Source organism: Caulobacter sp. DWR1-3-2b1, from assembly GCF_049895765.1.
Lineage (GTDB): Bacteria > Pseudomonadota > Alphaproteobacteria > Caulobacterales > Caulobacteraceae > Caulobacter.
The window spans coordinates 346,627-363,230 of the sequence record NZ_JAFCSZ010000001.1 but is presented as its reverse complement, the minus strand read 5'-3'; the positions used below and the strand labels follow the sequence as shown (position 1 = coordinate 363,230).

At 66.4% G+C, this 16,604-nt stretch carries 13 protein-coding genes and 2 pseudogenes; 10 read left to right on the top strand and 5 right to left on the bottom strand.

All coding sequences use genetic code 11. The annotated features are described in order from the left end of the window. Nucleotides 1-79 precede the first annotated feature (79 nt). Both pepN and ACP69S_RS01795 read right to left on the bottom strand, forming a co-directional pair. Entirely contained in the window at nucleotides 80-2,671 is a 2,592-nt protein-coding gene (gene pepN / locus ACP69S_RS01800; RefSeq protein WP_425994262.1) for an aminopeptidase N, read from the bottom strand. 64 nt (nucleotides 2,672-2,735) lie between these two features. After that, nucleotides 2,736-3,305: a hypothetical protein gene (locus ACP69S_RS01795; protein WP_425994260.1), complete on the bottom strand. Its 570-nt coding sequence runs from the start codon at nucleotides 3,303-3,305 to the stop codon at nucleotides 2,736-2,738. Nucleotides 3,306-3,450: 145 nt separating this feature from the next. Here ACP69S_RS01795 and ACP69S_RS01790 point away from each other — a divergent pair, with 145 nt between their 5' ends. The 6 genes from ACP69S_RS01790 (at nucleotide 3,451) to ACP69S_RS01765 (ending at nucleotide 9,690) form a co-directional block, all read left to right on the top strand. Next, nucleotides 3,451-4,566 carry an acyl-CoA dehydrogenase family protein gene (locus ACP69S_RS01790; RefSeq protein WP_425994258.1) on the top strand — a complete coding sequence of 372 codons (1,116 nt, stop codon included), beginning with the start codon at nucleotides 3,451-3,453 and terminating at the stop codon, nucleotides 4,564-4,566. A 13-nt stretch (nucleotides 4,567-4,579) separates the two neighbouring features. Further along, complete coding sequence (locus tag ACP69S_RS01785) at nucleotides 4,580-5,803, top strand: acyl-CoA dehydrogenase family protein (protein ID WP_425994256.1); 1,224 nt, start codon at nucleotides 4,580-4,582, stop codon at nucleotides 5,801-5,803. A 284-nt stretch (nucleotides 5,804-6,087) separates the two neighbouring features. Further along, on the top strand, nucleotides 6,088-7,599 hold the full coding sequence (locus tag ACP69S_RS01780) for a tetratricopeptide repeat protein (RefSeq protein ID WP_425994254.1): 1,512 nt from the start codon (nucleotides 6,088-6,090) through the stop codon (nucleotides 7,597-7,599). After that, nucleotides 7,596-9,047 carry a hypothetical protein gene (locus ACP69S_RS01775; protein ID WP_425994253.1) on the top strand — a complete coding sequence of 484 codons (1,452 nt, stop codon included), beginning with the start codon at nucleotides 7,596-7,598 and terminating at the stop codon, nucleotides 9,045-9,047. Before ACP69S_RS01780 ends, ACP69S_RS01775 begins: the two co-directional genes overlap by 4 nt. Then, nucleotides 9,044-9,544: a hypothetical protein gene (locus ACP69S_RS01770; protein WP_425994251.1), complete on the top strand. Its 501-nt coding sequence runs from the start codon at nucleotides 9,044-9,046 to the stop codon at nucleotides 9,542-9,544. Before ACP69S_RS01775 ends, ACP69S_RS01770 begins: the two co-directional genes overlap by 4 nt. After that, nucleotides 9,538-9,690, top strand: a complete 153-nt coding sequence (locus tag ACP69S_RS01765) for a hypothetical protein (RefSeq protein ID WP_425994249.1) — start codon at nucleotides 9,538-9,540, stop codon at nucleotides 9,688-9,690. Before ACP69S_RS01770 ends, ACP69S_RS01765 begins: the two co-directional genes overlap by 7 nt. Before the next feature lie 163 nt (nucleotides 9,691-9,853). Here ACP69S_RS01765 and ACP69S_RS01760 read toward each other — a convergent pair. From ACP69S_RS01760 to ACP69S_RS01750, 3 genes and pseudogenes are all read right to left on the bottom strand, one after another. Beyond that, a pseudogene (locus ACP69S_RS01760) lies at nucleotides 9,854-11,459 on the bottom strand (amidase). Continuing rightward, nucleotides 11,440-12,222, bottom strand: coding sequence for a thioesterase family protein (locus tag ACP69S_RS01755; RefSeq protein WP_425994247.1), 783 nt, complete (start codon nucleotides 12,220-12,222; stop codon nucleotides 11,440-11,442). The pseudogene ACP69S_RS01760 and the gene ACP69S_RS01755 overlap by 20 nt, the downstream one beginning before the upstream one ends. Before the next feature lie 88 nt (nucleotides 12,223-12,310). Further along, entirely contained in the window at nucleotides 12,311-13,645 is a 1,335-nt protein-coding gene (locus tag ACP69S_RS01750; RefSeq protein ID WP_425994245.1) for a spinster family MFS transporter, read from the bottom strand. Nucleotides 13,646-13,742: 97 nt separating this feature from the next. Here ACP69S_RS01750 and ACP69S_RS01745 point away from each other — a divergent pair, with 97 nt between their 5' ends. The 4 genes and pseudogenes from ACP69S_RS01745 to ACP69S_RS01730 form a co-directional block, all read left to right on the top strand. Beyond that, nucleotides 13,743-14,369 carry a glutathione S-transferase family protein gene (locus ACP69S_RS01745; protein ID WP_425994243.1) on the top strand — a complete coding sequence of 209 codons (627 nt, stop codon included), beginning with the start codon at nucleotides 13,743-13,745 and terminating at the stop codon, nucleotides 14,367-14,369. A gap of 68 nt (nucleotides 14,370-14,437) precedes the next feature. Further along, nucleotides 14,438-14,845, top strand: coding sequence for a hypothetical protein (locus ACP69S_RS01740; protein WP_425994241.1), 408 nt, complete (start codon nucleotides 14,438-14,440; stop codon nucleotides 14,843-14,845). 151 nt (nucleotides 14,846-14,996) lie between these two features. After that, nucleotides 14,997-15,560, top strand: coding sequence for a hypothetical protein (locus tag ACP69S_RS01735; protein ID WP_425994239.1), 564 nt, complete (start codon nucleotides 14,997-14,999; stop codon nucleotides 15,558-15,560). A gap of 399 nt (nucleotides 15,561-15,959) precedes the next feature. Beyond that, nucleotides 15,960-16,075 (top strand): annotated as a pseudogene (locus ACP69S_RS01730) (hypothetical protein); the annotation flags it as partial. Between the last annotated feature and the right edge of the window lie 529 nt (nucleotides 16,076-16,604).

Sequence of the window (16,604 nt, the reverse complement as noted above, 5' to 3'; positions counted from 1 at the left end):
CGGCCGATTTGGCGGGGGATGAGCCTATTGGTCGCAATCCATCCGCCGTCGAACAGACCCGGACGAGGACCAGTCGGCGTCAGTCCAGCGCCTTGGTCGCCAGTTCCAGCACGTTCTTGGACAGGCCCGGATGAGCGGCGATCTCCTTGAGCGCTTCGCGCATCTGGCTGCCCAGCGCCTCGGAATAGCGCCGCCAGCCGCCCAGGGCCTCGACCAGACGCGCCGCCGTCATGGGGTTGTAGGCGTCCACGGCCAGGATCTTCTCGGCCAGGAACCGATAACCCGCGCCACTCGGATCGTGGAACCGCGACGGGTTGAAGTTGGCGAAGGTCGAGACCAGAGCCCTGAAACGATTGGGGTTGGTGGCGTCGAAATCGGCGTGCTGGGTCAGGGCGACGATGCGTTCGAGGACGTCTTCCGACGGATCGCGCGCCTGGACCGCGAACCACTTGTCCAGCACCAGCGGCTCGGGCTTCCACTTGGCGTGGAACGCGGCGAGGGCTTGGTCGCGGGCTTCGCCGCCGATCTGCACTAGCGCCGACAGAGCGCCCATGGCGTCGGTCATGTTTGCGGCCGCCTCGAAGTGGCCGACGATGCGCTCGACGTTCACCGCATGCGGATCGGCTGTCAGCAGGTCGGCGCAGCCACTGCGCAGGGCGCGCTTGCCGGCCGCCTGGGCGCTGGCCGAGAACTCGCCGGCGACCTGCAGATCGCCATGCAGGCGACGCAGCAGGTCGCCCAGATGCACGGCGATGCGCGCGCGCAGGGCGTCACGTGCGGCGTGGATTGCCGCCGGATCCGCCGGCTCCATGGCTAGGGACAGGTCAGGCTCGCTGGGCAGGGCCAGCAGCAGGGCCTTGAAGGCGGGCTCGGAGGCGTCGTCGATCAGGGCGCGGCCCAAGGCGTCGGCATAGCGTTCCTCGCCGACCTCGTCGGGCGCGCCGCCCGCGCCGGCCAGGATCAGTTCGCGGGCCAGGGTCTGGCCGGCTTCCCAGCGGTTGAAAAGGTCAGGATCAGCGGCGAACAGCACGTAGCGATCCACCGGTCGTGCATCGGTGGTCAGTTTCACCGGTGCGGAGAAGCCGCGCAAAGCCGAGATCACCGGCTGGGAGGCGACGCCTTCCCAGCGCACCGTGGTGGTCGCGCCGTCTAGCACCACGACCTCGCTATCCCGCATGGGCGCGCCATCTGCGTCGAGCAGGCCGATGGTCACCGGGATCGGCAGGGGGCGCTTGGTGGGCTGGCCCGGCGTAGGCGCGGTGAACTGGGTGAGGGTGATTTCCAGCGCCTTGAAGTCCTCGTGGTACTCGCTGACCAGCGACACCGATGGCGTGCCGGCCTGTTCGTACCAGCCGAAGAAGTCGGTCAGATCGCGGCCCGAGGCGTCGGCGAAACAGGCGATGAAGGCCTCGACCGTGGTCGCCTGACCGTCGTGGCGCTCGAAATAGAGATCGCTACCCTTTCGGAACGCCTCGGCGCCCAGCAGCGTCTTGAGCATCCGGATGATCTCCGAGCCCTTCTCGTAGATCGTCGCGGTGTAGAAGTTGTCGATCTTCATATAGCTGGACGGCCGCACCGGGTGGGCCAGCGGGCCGGCGTCCTCGGCGAACTGGCGGGCGCGCAGGGCCTTGACGTCCTTGATCCGCTGCACGGCCGCGCCGCGCTGGTCGGCGCTGAAACTCTGGTCGCGGAAGACCGTGAAACCCTCCTTCAGGCACAGCTGGAACCAGTCGCGGCAGGTGATGCGATTGCCGGTCCAGTTGTGGAAATATTCGTGGGCCACGACGGCCTCGATGCGTTCGTAGTCGGCGTCGGTGGCGGTCTCGGGATCGGCTAGCAGCAAGGAGCTGTTGAAGATGTTCAGCCCCTTGTTCTCCATCGCGCCGAAATTGAAGTCGCGCACGGCGACGATCATGAAGAGATCAAGGTCGTATTCGCGGCCGAAGGCCTCCTCGTCCCACTTGATCGAGCGCTTCAGGCTATCCATGGCGTACTCGCCGCGCGGGGCCTGACCGGGATCGACGAACACCTTCAGGTCGATGGTCCGCCCGCTCATGGTGACGAAGCTGTCCTCCAGAACATCAAGCTCGCCGGCGACCAACGCGAACAGATAGGCCGGCTTGGGGAAGGGGTCGTTCCAGACCGCATAGTGGCGGCCAGCTTCCAACTGCCCGCTGTCGACCAGGTTGCCGTTGCTGAGCAGGTGGTGGAAGGCCGTGTCGGCCTCGATCCGCGCGGTATAGCGGCTCAGCACGTCTGGCCGGTCGGGGAAGTAGGTGATGGTGCGGAAGCCCTCGGCCTCGCACTGGGTGCAGAACCGGCCGCCGGACATGTAGAGGCCCATCAGCGCCTTGTTGGCGGCCGGGTCGATCTCGACCTCGGTGGTCAGGACGAAGGCGTCGGGCACATCGGCCAGGGTCAGATATTCTGCGTCGAGCTTGTAGTCCGAGGCGCTCAAGGCCCGGCCGTCGACAGCCGCCGAGATCAGCTTTAGTCGCTCGCCGTTCAGCACCAGGGGCTCGCCGGCCGCGCCGCTGCGTTTGATCGTCAGCGTCGCCCGCACCCGCGTGGCGCTGGGCTGCAGATCGAAGACCAGCTCAGTGGTCTCGATGGCGAACGGGAAGGGGCGATAGTCCTGGAGGCGGACGGCCTGGGGCGTGTCGGTGCGCATGGCTCCTATGTAGGAGCGTGCGTCGGCCGAGGCGAGAAAAAGCGCGTCATGGCGGCCCGAAAACCTACTCGGTCAGGCCAGCCGAGGTCGCCGTCTCGGGGGCCGCCGGAACCTCATGCAGATAGCGCTCGATGGCTGAGGCCTGCTGGGCCAGCGCTGTCAGGGCCGGCGGCGCGTCCTCTGGATAGTCGGCGACCAGTTCCAGAATCTGGCGGGCGATGGCGTGCAGGCGCGGGGCGCTGGAGATCAGCCGGGCCTGATACTCGATCTTGCGCGGATCGCGGTCGTACTCGGCCCCGGGCGTACGCCAGCCGCCCCAGTCATTGGGATCGGTGACCACCACCGGATAGGTGCCCGGATAGGGGTGATGAGGGCAGTCGCTTTCCTGCTGCCACTTGTTGCGGGCCCGCAGGACCCGCCAGTTGGCGACCATGCCGGCGCCCTCGGCGTCGACCTTGTCTTCGGGCTTCAGCTCATGGGCGTGGAATTCGCGGCCAAGACCGACGTCGTAGGTGACGCGCACGGGCTCGTCGAAGCCCTTGGCCCAGATCGGCACTATGCGCTCGATCGTCGCCCAGGCGCCGACGCTCTCGACCCACACCTTCTGGTTACGCTGATAGACGGTCTTGGCCATGAGTCCCAAACGCAGGCGCGAACTGTTCGGCTTGCATAAGAACCTGAAATCCTTGACGCCGGGTCAATCTTTCCCTGGAGCCAAAGGTCGTTCAGGGTGGATATCGAGGCGGGCCGGTTGAGAGCCATGCCCAGGGAGGCGTCCAGTGGATTTCGACTTTTCCGACGACCAGAAGTTCTTGAAGGACGAGGCGCGCAAGTTCCTAGACGGGCGCTGCGGTCCTGCTGTCGTGCGCGGCGTGCTGGACGACGCCACGCGCTCGTTCGATCAGGACCTGTGGCAGGCGGTCGCCGAGCAGGGCTGGCTGGGCGCCTGCATCCCCGAGGAATTCAACGGTCTGGGTCTTGGCCGGGTCGAGCTGTGCGCCATCGCCGAGGAACTGGGCCGCGCCGTCGCGCCGATCCCGTTCGCCTCGACGGTCTATTTCATGGCCGAAGGCGTAATGCTGGCCGGCAGTGAGGCTCAGAAGGCCGCTGTCCTGCCGCGCATCGCCGCCGGTGAGCTGATCGGGTGCCTGGCGACCTCCGAAGGTCCCGGGGTGGTCAATGCCTCGAACCTCGCCTGCCGTGTCGAGGGCGGCAAGCTGACGGGCGCGAAGATCCCGGTCACCGATGGCGACGTCGCCGACATGGCGCTGGTCCTGGCCAGCGAAGGCGGCAAGCCGGGTCTGTTCCTGGTCGACCTGAAGGCCAGGGGCGTAGCCCGCGAAACCCTCAAGAGCCTGGATCCCACGCGCGGCGTGGCCAGGCTGACCTTCGACGGCGTCACCGCCGAGCGGGTGGGTGAGGCGGGCGCCGGCCTTGACCTCGTCCAGGCGATCATGGACCGCGCCGCCGTGCTGCTGGCCTTCGAACAGCTGGGCGGCTCCGACAAATGCCTGGAGATGGCCAAGGGATACGCGCTTGGCCGCTACGCCTTCGGCCGCGTCATCGCCGGCTATCAGGCGATCAAGCACAAGCTGGCCGACATGTACGTCAAGAACGAGGTCGCCCGCTCCAATGCCTATTACGGGGCCTGGGCCCTGAACGTCGACGCGCCGGAACTGCCCATCGCCGCCTCGGCCGCCCGCATCGCCGCTTCCGATGCCTACTGGTTCGCCAGCAAGGAGAGCATCCAGGTGCATGGCGGCATGGGCTTCACGTGGGACGTCGACTGCCACCTCTATTACCGGCGCTCGCGCCAGCTCAGCCTCGTGGCCGGTGCGCCGCGGGTCTGGAAGGAACGGCTGGTCAGCCAGCTCGAACAAAAGAACGCGGCGTAAGGGAGAGACGATCATGGACTTCAACGATTCCCTCGAAGAAGCCGCCTATCGCGAGACCGCCCGCGCCTGGCTGGCTGAAAACGCCGCCGCTCATCGCGGCCAGTTCGGCGAGCTGAAACCCAACACTGACGAGCACATGGTTGCCGCCAAGGCGTGGCAGGCGCGCAAGGCCTCGGGCGGTTACGCCTGCATCACCTGGCCGGCCGCCATCGGCGGCGGCGGCGGCACGCCGATCCAGTCGGTGATCTTCGGCCAGGAAGAGACCAAGGCGGGCCTCTCCTACGGCTACTTCACCATAGGCCTCGGCATGTGCGTGCCCACAGTGATGGCCTTTTCCGACACGCAGACCAAGCAACGCTTCGTCAGCCCCGCCGTGAAGGGCGAGGAGATCTGGTGCCAGCTGTTCTCGGAACCGGCCGGCGGCTCCGACGTGGCGGCACTGCGGACCCGCGCTGTGCGCGACGGGGACGACTGGGTGATCAACGGCCAGAAGGTTTGGACCACCGGCGCCCACTATTGCGACTACGGCATCCTGCTGACCCGGACCGATCCCGACGTGCCCAAGCACAAGGGCCTGACCATGTTCTGGATCGACATGCGCGACGCCGCCGTCGAGTGCCGGCCCATCCATCAGATGTCGGGCGGTCGCGAGTTCAACGAGGTCTATTTCACCGACCTGCGGGTCAAGGACAGCCAGCGCCTGGGCGAGGTCGGCGAGGGCTGGAAGGTGGCCCTGGTCACCCTGATGAACGAGCGCCTGGCCGTGGGTGGCACGTCCGGTCCCAACTATCGTGAGATCATGGGCCTGGCCCGCCAGCTGACCGGCGCCACCGGTCCGGCGCTGAAGGACAATGCCTTCCGCGAGAGGCTGGCCGACTGGTACGTGCAGTCCGAGGGCCTGAAGTTCACCCGCTTCCGCACCATGACCGCCCTGTCGCGCGGCCAGACGCCGGGACCGGAAAGCTCGATCGGCAAGATCATCGCGGCCAACCAGATGCAGGAACTGGCCAACACCGCTGTCGAGATGGAGGACCAGTACGGCATTCTGGTCGATCCGGATCAGGCGCCAGCCGAGGCGGCGTTCCAGCAGAGCCTGATGTGGGCGCCGGGCCTGCGCATCGCCGGCGGCACCGACGAGATTCTCAAGAACATCATCGCCGAGCGGGTTCTGGGCCTGCCGGGCGATGTGCGGGTCGACAAGGACGTCGCCTTCAGGGACATGCCGACCGGGCGATAGTCGGCCTCGGCAGGACCACGGCTCGCCGCGCTCGAAAACCGGGCGCGGCGCGTCGGTTTCAGGGCAACCGAAGATTCGCTTCGCAGTTGTGTCATTTGCAATCGCACCACCATGATCGGCGACGAATCCAGCCTGGGTCTGATGGATTCTCCTGAGGCGCGAGTCCTTGCCTGGGCGCGGAAACACGCCGGTGGTCGAACGCCGTTGCTTCACCTTGACAGCATGCAACCCCGGGCACATGAGTTCTCGATGGTTATGGTTAACGGCGTGCTGGAGGAGGAGTGATGCACGAAGTCAGCGATGCTGTTTCGCGCTATTCCGCGCTCCGAAAGACCCTGTTGGGGGCGGTTTCCGGACAGGGCGCGCTGTTGAAGCGTATCCCTATCGGGGCGCTGGTCGCCGCCGTGGTGATTCCCCTGGTCGGCTGCGACGTCGGTCCCAACCTCTGGTTCCAGAAGCGCGCAAGCGCCTGCCCGCGTCCCCAGGCTGCCCAGGGCGTGTCGGGGCAATTCAACCAGCAACAGCAAGAGATCCGGGCGCTTCGCCAGGGCGGCTTCCGCGGCGACTTCTTCGCCCAGCTGGAATTGGCTCGTCGCTATGAAGGCCAGCGCTCGGTCGACAAGAATCTCGAGGATCAGGTCGAGGCGGCCACCTGGTACGCCATGGCCCTGGCCAATTCCGGCGGCTACGCGCCGATCGCGGCCTATGAGCGCCGTGGCAAGGGTGACGGCAAGGCGCTGTCGCGCTTCGACGACTGCCGCGCCTTCGAGCGCCAGAGCGCCTATGGCGCGCTGGACCGCCTGCTGTCGCGCATGTCGACCGAAGAGCGTGAGAAGGTCCGCAATCGCGTGATCTATGTGCTCTCCAGTCAGGGCGCCGACGGCTATCGCGTGCTGGCCCGCATGCATGACGGCTTCTTTGGGCCCTATGGCGAGCCCTCCGACAATCTGCAGGCGGTCGAGGCCCATGGCAGCCACAAGCGCGCCGGCACGCCCGCTGCGCTGGACCTGTTCCGCCGCAACGACGTTGACGCCTATCTCTACAATTATCTGGCGGTGCAGACCGGCGACGTCTCTGCCTATGTGATGCTCAAGGACTTCGAGCGCTCCTCGCCGCAGCGCGCGTCCTATGGCGGCTTCGTCGAGACCAAGGCCAAGCGCTGGATCCCGCCCTACGAGTTCTATCCGCCTGAATCCCCGGAATCGGGCGTGCCCCATTCCGACGAGGCCGACCAGTCGGGCGAGGCCAAGGAGGCCGCACAGGCGCGGCTGCACGAGCTGCCCTTCGTCCACATTGGCGAGGCTCTGGCCTATCTGCGCGTGATCCCGGCCCCGCTCATCGACGAGAAGCAACTCTCGACCAATGACGCCCAGACCTTCCAGGCGATGATCGGCCGTCCGATCACCGGCCGGCTGAGCGCCATCGAGAAGGTGCGGGTTGTGCAGTACGCAGCGGTCAATGGCTCGTCCAAGGCTCAGCTGGTGCTGGCGGTAATGTATTCCGAAGGCGTGGGCGTGCCGCGCGACTATGCTCGCGCCTATCACTGGTACGAAGAGGCGGAACGTCAGGGCTCTGCCGAAGCCAAATACGCCATGTCGACCTTCTTCTCGCTGGGCCTTCAGGGCGTGGCCGACCAGGATCGCGCCAAGGCGGTGGTCTATCAGCTGGATGGCGCCCTGGCCGGCTTCAAGCCTTCTGTCTGGCGCTTGCAGCAACTGCTGGCCCAGGTTTCGCGTCCGCCCAGACCCGCCGCCGAGCGCGGTGGCCGACCCTATATCGAGAGGGACTACCGATGAGCCGCCTGCGCCGCTTCCTGGCCCTGGTGGCCGTGCTGACGCTCGGCCTCGCCGCTGCGCCCGCTGTCGCCCTGGCTTCGCCGGACGCGAAGATCGACCAGCAGATCCGTCCGTGTTTCGGTCTTCTGCTGGAGCCGAACCTGTCGCATGGCTGCAAGGTTCGCTATAAGCCCAGGCCCTGCGCGCGTGGCTATTACCGTGTGCGCGGCAAGTGCGTGGCCGGCAATGGCGGCGGCTACGGTCCCGGCCGCGGTCGCTATGTCCCGCGCGAGATCAATTGCGACTACGCCTATCCCGGTCAGGTCAACGACACCTTGGCGCGGCTTTACGACGGCGACATCCTCACCCTGACCTCGAGACAGGGCGGCGCCTGCGTGGAGTCGCTGAACATCACGCAGTCGATCACCATCGTGGTTCGCAACTATACCCCGGGCCTGGGCAAGCCGATCCTGGTGGCGCCCAGCGGCCAGCCTTGCGTGCGCATCGCGCCAGGCGTCGGCTATGTGGTTCTCGACGGCGTTGGCTTTGAAAGCCTGCGCGCTGGCGAGGCCTCGTGCATCGTCGGTCGTGCGACAGAGCTGGCCCTGAAGGGCGTGACCGTTCGCTACGACGGCGCCGGTTCGGCCTTGCAGATCGAGGACAGCCGCGTCGAACTTGCCGACTCGGTCTTCATCGGCCGCACGCGCAAGCCGGTCGTCCGCGCCACCGGCGAGATCATGGCTTCCAATGTCGAGATCGCCGCCACCGCCGTGGGCGCCAATTTCGAAACCTCTGGCGACAGCCGCATGAAGGACGTCCGCATTACCCGCTTGGGCGATTGGAGCGGCTCGGACCGCACCCGCAACTCAGCCGGCTTTGTGCTTTCCGGCATGAACCGCGAGCAGCTGGTGCAGATCGACAGCCTCTATGTCGATGGCTTCTCGCGCGGCATCTATATCGCGGGCGGCGACGAGACGACCCTGTTGCGCCCCGTGGTGCGCGATAGCGACTGGGCCGTGCTGACCGAGGATAGCGACGTCCGCGTCCTCGACGGCCAGCTCGAGGCGGTCGATGTGGGTCTCTACGTCGACTCCGGAACCCTGAACGCGGCCAACAACAAGATCGTCGGCGTCATGCGGGCGGGTCTGTATGCCGAAAAGGGCGCCCAGATCCGGGCTCGGGACAACCGCGTCTTCGCCCGCCCCGGCGGCTGCGAGGCCCTGGTCACCGGCTATTTCGACGACGCCCTGACCTGCCGTCCATGGTTCGAGGCGCCCGAGCTGTTCCGCACTGGACGCGACCGGGCCCGTCTCGACTTCGACGATTATTGGCCCGCCCCTGGCATGACGATGGCCGGCGTCTCCGCCGACCGGTCGTCGAGCATCCCGGGCGAAGCGCCGCCAAGCGTTTCGTATCAGACCGGCAGGCCCCTGTCGGGCGCACACCAAGCTGAAGGAGCTCCGAAATGAGCAAGCTCGTCACCGGTCTGGTCGCGCTCCTGATGGCCACGACATCGCTCGCCGTCGCCGAGGCCCAGTCGGGCCGTCGAGGACCGCCTGGCGGTCGCGGCGGTCCGTGCGGCGGTCCGCTGGTTGGTCAGGCGCCGGACATCATGACCTATGACCGCGCGACGGGGACCCAGATCTTCGTCGGCGGCGGCAAGGGCGACACCGATGTGTCGGCCTATAACGCCCAGACCCGGTCTTCGGCCGCCTTGACGGGCGACCTGTCCAAGCCCGGCCTGGTTTCGTCCTGCGCCGTGGACGGTATCCTGAACCAGTCGTATGGCGTCCATTCCGAGCGTCCCGGCGAGCTCAGCGTCCACAGCAAGGACGGCCAGGGCGATCGCTGGGCGTTCACCCGCGCTGACGGCCGGGTCGAGATCTGGGACCCGCGCGGCGATAATCGCTGCTTCAAGTCCGGCGTTGGCGTGTTCAACTCGGGCGGCCGAGCCAGCGGATGCTGAAGACGAGCCTGATCCTGACGCTTTGCGCCGTGGCGCTCGGCGCCTGCGCCTCGCACGGCGGCGGACCCCCGGCCCCCTATTCGCCGTCGCCCGACCGGGTGACGCCGCCCCCCCCGCCGATCGAAGTGATCCGGCCGAAGGTCTGAGAACCCGCTCTCCCTGGCGAAGGCCGGGGTCCAGGTTCAGCCTGAGCGTCTGGGGATGATGCGCCTTCTGAGCGAGCAAGAAACGCCGGCCTCCCGGGGCTCGACCTGGGCCCCGGCTTTGGCTTCGCCGCCCTCCGGTTCGCCGGGGAGAGCCAATGATGAACTACGGCGCTATCGTTTTCAGGAAGGTCGGCGCCTTGCGCTTCATCGTCGCCTGCTCGTAGGCGTAGCCCAGGTTCAGCAGCAGCTTCTCGCTCCAGGCCGGGCCGATGAACGACAGCCCCACCGGCAGGCCCGTAACCTCGCCCATCGGCACGGTCAGATGCGGATAGCCGGCCACGGCGGGCAGGGTGGTCGATGAGCCGCCATAGTTGTCGCCGTTCAGCGGATCGATGGTCCAGGCCGGGCCGGTGGTCGGGGCGACGATGGCCACCGCGCCGGTGTCCTTCAGGATCTTGTCGATACCTTCGGGACCGGACAGGCGCTTGGAATCCGCCAAAGCCTTGATGTACTCCGGGTCGCTATAGCCCTTGGTCTTTTCGGCCTTCTCGAAGCTTTCCTGACCAAACCATTCGAACTCGTGGGGCGTGGCCTTGTTGAAGGCGATGACGTCGGCCAAGGTCCGGGTCGGCACCTTCTTTGGGTCGGTCGAGGCTAGGTAGGCGGCCAGATCCACCTTCAGTTCGGTATAGAGCACCACGCCCTCGGCCTTGCCGATCGGGCCTTCGTCGAACGCCTTCACCTCGACCAGCGTCGCGCCCTGGGCCTTCAGGTCGGCCAAGGCCTGCTCGAACACCGCGTCTGTCTTGGGAGAATAGCCGGTATAGAACCGCGCAACGGCCAAGGTCACGCCCTTCAGGGCGTCCTTCGACAGGCCCTTGGCGTAGTCGGTCTTGTGGCTGTCGGCGGCCTTGGTCGCGACGTCGGCGGGATCGGAGCCGGCGATGGCAGTCAGGATATCGGCGGCGTCCTTGACCGTCAGGGTCATCGGGCCGGCGGTGTCCTGGCTGTGGCTGATCGGCACGACGTGGGTGCGCGAGACCAGGCCCACGGTGGGCTTCAGCCCGACCAGGCCGTTGACCGCCGCCGGGCAGGTGATCGAGCCGTCGGTCTCGGTGCCGATGGCCGCCCAGGCCAGGCCCGCCGCGACGGCCGCGCCCGAGCCGCTGGACGAGCCGCAGGCGCTGCGGTCCAGCACATAGGGATTGCGCACCGTGCCGCCCACGGCGCTCCAGCCGCTGATCGAGTTGTTCGAGCGAATATTGGCCCATTCCGAAAGGTTGGCCTTGCCCAGGATCACGACCCCGGCGTCGCGCAGACCCTTGACCAGCGGCGCGTCGCGGCCGGTGACATTGTCCTTCAGGGCCAGCGAGCCGGCGGTGGTGGCCAGCGGCTCGGCGGACTCGATATTGTCCTTCAGCAGGATCGGCAGGCCGTGGATGGCCGAGCGAACCTTGCCGGCCTTGCGCTCGGCGTCGCGGGCCCTGGCGTCGGCCACGGCGGCGGGGTTTACGGCGATCACCGCGTGCAGGATGTCGTTCTTCGCCTTGATCTCAGCCAGATAGGCCTTTGTTGCCTCTTCAGAGGTCTGGGCGGCGGCGCTGGTCGCCAAAAGGGCGGCGACGGCCGCTCCGGCCAGGCAGGCGATCTTGGTCATGCGATATCCCCACGCGGGCCGAGGTTACAGGTCGGCCGAGCGGCTGGAGGATGGAGCCAAAACCCCGTCGCCGCCAAGCCCCTCCCGCGCCCTCAGACGAAGACGGCCACATTTTGCCGCGCCGCGATCAGCGGCTGGCCGGCTGCGTCCCACAGCATCATGCCTTGGGTGGAATAGCCGTCGCCGACCATCTCGGCGGTGCTGCGCAGCAGACGCCAGCCGTCGTCGTCTTCCGCGGGCATGCCCACGATGTCGAGCGACCAGGTCATGGTCGAGATCGGCCCGAATTTCGGAAACAGGGTCATGGCCGGCGGTGGCGGCGCGTCGGCCAGAGCCACCAGCGCCGCTACGGACCGCGCCGCCGGGTCGCGGTGGCGAATCCACAGCAGATATTCCGGCGGCTGGCCCGACAGTGGTCGCGCGCCGCCGGCCATCCGCACTTCGAACTGGCGGGAAAAGCCCGGGCCGGAGCCGGGCGGGAAGAAGAACTCGCAGTCCTGAGGAGCCGCCACGACGGGGCAGGGCAGGTCGCTGTACGACACAAGCGAGTCCCGCGCCGCGCCGAAGGTCAGGATGGCCCGGGTGGCCAGCCCCTGCTCGCCCATCAGATCGACGCCGACGAACAGGGTCGACTTGCCTTGGCGCAGCACTCTGGTCTCCAGGGCCAGCTCTCCGGCCGCCGGACCGATGAAGGCGAACTGGCCCGAGCGCAGGGGCGGGGCCTCGGGCAGGGCCCGCATTGCGGCTTCCAGGCACAAGGCCGCCGACAGTCCGCCATAGGTGGTGCGGCCCTGACGCCAGTCTTCGGTGACCTCGACGGCGTGGCCGGCGGCCGTGTCGGCGATAGCGGCGGTCAGTTCGGTATAGGTGGCCACGCGCGCGCTCTCTGGAGATTTGCCAAGAGGTTCGTTTTCTTTCGCTACGGAAGTCAAGGGCGGGTTGGCGGAGGCCGCGCCGACACCCCTAGGCCACCATGTCCTCGCGGATGGTCTTGCTGGCCTGCCAGAACAGGCCGAACGCCACCAGACCAAGGCCGGCCGACAGGATCAGCGCCCAGCGCACGCCCTGGGCTTCGCCCAGTCCGCCGGGGCCGGCCAACACGTCGCTGAGCAGGCCCACGGCCACCGGCCCCAAACCAAGGCCGATCAGGTTGATGACCAGCAGCAGCACGGCCGAGGCCGTGGCCCGCATATGGGGTTCGACGATGCTCTGGGCCGTGGCGTAGACCGGTCCGTACCACAGGGTGCCCAGCAGGGCGTTGATCGCCAGCAGGCCGATGGCGGGCATCGGGGCGTTCAGGCTGACGGCGGTGATGAAGATCGGAATGGTGATCACCGAAGCGATGGCCGGCACCATCACATAGGCCCTCAGGTCCTTGGCCCCCAGACGGTCGGCCAGAAACCCGCCCAGCCAGGCCCCGATCACGCCCGCCGTGCCGCCGATCAGCCCCAGGGCCAGGCCCAGAAAGCCCGCCGACTTCAAGCCAAATCCCGCGGCCAGTTGGGCGATCTCCGCCCCGTGATTACGAAAGAAGAACGACGCGATGAACGGCGCGTAGCCATAGCCGATGAAGGCCTTGATCGAGGCGGCCAGGGCCACCAGCCAGAAGGTCTTCTTGGTCGCCAGCACCGCCAGGGCGGCCTTGAAGCTGATCTGCGCGCTGGCCCGCGCGGCGATGTCGGCAGCGAGTTGTCGGCGGGGCTCGATCAGGGTGAAGGCCGCCACCAGGGCGAAAAGGATCCCCGGCGCGCCGGCCATCATGAAGGCCACGCGCCAACCATAGGCGTCGGCAACCAGGCCGCCCATGGCCATGCCGACCAGGGTGCCCAGCGGCGTGCCGATCGAATAGAAGGCGATGGCGCTGGCCCGTTTCTCCTTGGGCACATAGTCGGTGATCAGCGAGTGGGCGGGCGGCGTGCAGCCGGCCTCTCCGACGCCCACGCCGATCCGCATCAGGATCAGCTGCCAGAAGTTCTGGGTGAAGCCGCACAGCACCGTGAAGGCGCTCCAGACCGCCACCGACGCGCCGATGATGTAGGGCCGGTTCTTGGTCTCGGCCATGCGGGCGATCGGAATGCCCAGCACGGTGTAGAAGATCGCGAAGGCCAGGCCCGTCATCATGCCCAGCTGCCAGTCGGCCAGACCGAGGTCGCGCTTGATCGGCTCGGCCAGGATATTGACGACCTGCCGGTCCAGGAAGTTCAGGGTGTAGATGATCAGCAGCACCCAAAGGGCGTAGCGACGATAGCCGGATGAGACGGGGTTGATAACCGGCGACGGTGTGGCCGTATCCACCATGAGCGCGCTCCCTCAAACAGTTGTTCTAATTGTTGTGGCCACCTTAGACGCAGGCTAAGCGGAATGACTACCCGCCATCTCTTGCAGGAGCGCATCCATGGAAATCGTCATCGGCACCAAGAAGTGGTCCAGCTGGTCGATGCGTCCGTGGCTGGCGCTCAAGCACACCGGCGCGCCGTTCCAGGAAACCCTGATCGAATTGCGTCAGGTCGGGCTTTCGGAGGAGATCGGCAAGCATTCGCCCAGCAATCTGGTGCCGGTGCTGAAGGACGGCGACCTGGTGCTCTGGGACTCGCTGGCGATCTGCGAATATCTGGCCGAGGCGTTCCCGGACGCCGGCCTGTGGCCGAAGGACAAGGCCCTGCGGGCCCTGGGCCGCTCAGTGGCGGCCGAGATGCATTCGGGCTTCGGCGCCCTGCGCACCGAGTGCCCGATGGAGCTGGAAGCCCGCGACAAGATCATCGACCTGTCCGAGGCGGCCCAGAAGGACATCCGCAAGATCGCAGCCCGCTGGAACCAGCTGCTGGAGCGCTCGGGCGGGCCGTTCCTGCTGGGGGCGTGGTCGATTGCGGACGCGTTCTACACGCCGGTGGCGACGCGGTTTGTGACCTACGGGGTGAGGCTGGGGGACTACGGCGATACGGGGCTTGCGCAGAAGTACTGTGATCGGTTGCTGCAGACGCCGGAGTATCTGGCGTGGGAGCGGGACGCTCTGGCGGAGTAGGGGGGAGCGGACAGATCGAAGGTCGGCTGTGGGGTGGTTCTCAGACGTTCGTCAGGTATCCTGGCGACATGACTACGCCAACTAAGCACGATCCAAGCTTTCTGAAGTTGCTCGCATTCCTCGCGAGAATCCCTGCTGTCCAAACCAATGAAACACCGTGGGGCGGATTTGGTACGGGTAGCGACGAAGGCGGATGGTGGGTGAAGCTATCGCTGGATATCGACCATCCTCTCGCATGGAACGCCGTGCAGGAGATTGGCTACGTCCTCAACGAGTTATCCCTCTCCGAGCGCCTTCCGACCGTGTTCAAGCCGGTGTCGCCGCCGCCATATCTAAATGGCGGACCGCGCGACTACCTCTGTTGGCTCGTCGAGTGCCGGGATAAAGCCATGAAGCCGGGGACGGTTGCGGATTGGCTGGAGGGCCGCTTGCCTCAACCCGTCGACGACGTCTCGGCGTGGCCAACGGACGAGTAGCTCAAACTTCCGCTCAAGGTTGAAAGCCATCATCGCCAGGCCCGGGACCGGACCTACACCCGGTCCGCAACGGGTGGGGACAGACCTAGGCACCACTCAGCCAAATGTTAGCCTCACCGCAATGTCCCAATTCCATCTCCGCCGCGATCCCATGTGGGGCCAGCCTTGTCTGGCCTACAACATCCAAGCGCTCTTCGATGAAGAAAGCCTGGCACGCCTTGCCGATGTCCAGGATCGTGTGCGGCGTCGGTGCGGAGGCATAATGCGCCCCACACCGCCACATACGATGCATGTCTCCGTCTTCTCGATCATCCCCGCCCGATGGGTGAGCAACGACAAAGAGGCCATTTGGAAGAGGTTGGAACCTCTCGTGCGCCAGGAGTTGTCTGTGGAAGCCGCTAATGCTGTGTCTATCCGCTTTCTGGAAATTAGGATCGCGCCGTCGGCGCTCATCCTGTCCACGCCGCATCAGCCTGGCCCGATCCACCGCCTGCGAGATCGGCTGAACGCTTTGGCGGCGTCAGTCGACTTTCCGACTCAGACTTTCGATCGCACGCACCTTACACTCGCCCGTCCCGATCGTGACGGGACGATGGACCCGGCGGTTGTCGCCGAGGTGGAAGCAACGCCCGCCGTTGTCGATGTTCAGGTGCGAGCAATCCGGCTCATCAGAGAGACTGTGTATCCGAGCTTGGAAATCGACGTGTTGGCCTAGAGCATTTTCCGATAAGTGTGAAACGGTTATCGGATCGAAAAATGCTCTAAACTTCTGATTTAGAGCCCTTTTCGCCCGACCCTGATAAAGCCATCAGGTCGGAAAAGGCTCTAGTGTCTGAGCCCGACACACCGGGTCCGCATAGGGGTCGTAAGCGACCCCGGCTTCATGCCCCACAAGCGGACGCTCTGCACCCCGCTCATCCTTAAATCTCTTGGAGGCTGGAGCGTGCCGGACTGGAAAGGTCTGTCAAGGACGGCCCTCTGGGCCGCCGCGGCGCGGCCGGTCGGAGACCGGTGTCGGCGGAGAGACCTTGCCAGTCCGGCGATCGTCTCGCCGTGAGATTTAGGGATGGCTCCCTTCGGCGCGAAGGGGGGCGGGGCTCCTTACAACCATACAAACTCTTGTCATCCCGGCCGTAGCGCAGCGGAGCGCCGGGACCCAGGGGCGACCGCAATGCGCCGGCCCCTGGGTCCCGGCTCGCGCCAAGGCGCGTCCGGGATGACAAAGGTTTTGTAGGGCAAGAGAGGGGATGGGCTGCCCTCAGTCCCCGAACAGTCCGGGATAGAGCCTAGCAAATCCAACGCTCTAAAAATAAATGGAGCGCGCCAGTCCCCCGCGCTGAAACCGCCCGCATAATCAATCTCACCTGACAGCACGGGAAGGGCGTCCGGCCGGCGACCAGCGACGGCTGTCAGGGGTGATCGAGCGGGGCCACCGGTCGGACGATTGTCCGTGCCGGCGTGCTTAAAGGAGGGCGGGGGACGTAAACCCGCCCATCGGAGGACAGCCAAAGCCTCCGCCCGTCCGAAGGTTCGCTCCGGGCTTCCGGGAGAGCCGAGGCTGCAGCTCAAGGGCTGGGTCCGGTTTCGAAGGGGAGAAGCCTGGGTGGGGCAAAAGGCTGAACAGGCCTGCGCACCCCGGCCAGAGGGATAACGATCACGCGGAGCGTCTGTCTTCGTCGAAACGGTATTCACTACTCCCTCATCCGGGCGAGGCCCGGACGCTCCGCGACCCTTCCCATCTCTTCAGCGGTCAACCGCG

Excerpts from the sequence above, each read along its gene's own strand:
- ACP69S_RS01750 (WP_425994245.1), bottom strand. The coding sequence starts at position 13,645 with ATGGTGGATACGGCCACACCGTCGCCGGTTATCAACCCCGTCTCATCC.
- ACP69S_RS01770 (WP_425994251.1), top strand. The coding sequence starts at position 9,044 with ATGAGCAAGCTCGTCACCGGTCTGGTCGCGCTCCTGATGGCCACGACA.
- ACP69S_RS01785 (WP_425994256.1), top strand. The coding sequence starts at position 4,580 with ATGGACTTCAACGATTCCCTCGAAGAAGCCGCCTATCGCGAGACCGCC.
- ACP69S_RS01795 (WP_425994260.1), bottom strand. The coding sequence starts at position 3,305 with ATGGCCAAGACCGTCTATCAGCGTAACCAGAAGGTGTGGGTCGAGAGC.
- ACP69S_RS01745 (WP_425994243.1), top strand. The coding sequence starts at position 13,743 with ATGGAAATCGTCATCGGCACCAAGAAGTGGTCCAGCTGGTCGATGCGT.
- ACP69S_RS01780 (WP_425994254.1), top strand. The coding sequence starts at position 6,088 with ATGCACGAAGTCAGCGATGCTGTTTCGCGCTATTCCGCGCTCCGAAAG.
- ACP69S_RS01740 (WP_425994241.1), top strand. The coding sequence starts at position 14,438 with ATGACTACGCCAACTAAGCACGATCCAAGCTTTCTGAAGTTGCTCGCA.
- ACP69S_RS01765 (WP_425994249.1), top strand. The coding sequence starts at position 9,538 with ATGCTGAAGACGAGCCTGATCCTGACGCTTTGCGCCGTGGCGCTCGGC.
- pepN (WP_425994262.1), bottom strand. The coding sequence starts at position 2,671 with ATGCGCACCGACACGCCCCAGGCCGTCCGCCTCCAGGACTATCGCCCC.
- ACP69S_RS01735 (WP_425994239.1), top strand. The coding sequence starts at position 14,997 with ATGTGGGGCCAGCCTTGTCTGGCCTACAACATCCAAGCGCTCTTCGAT.
- ACP69S_RS01775 (WP_425994253.1), top strand. The coding sequence starts at position 7,596 with ATGAGCCGCCTGCGCCGCTTCCTGGCCCTGGTGGCCGTGCTGACGCTC.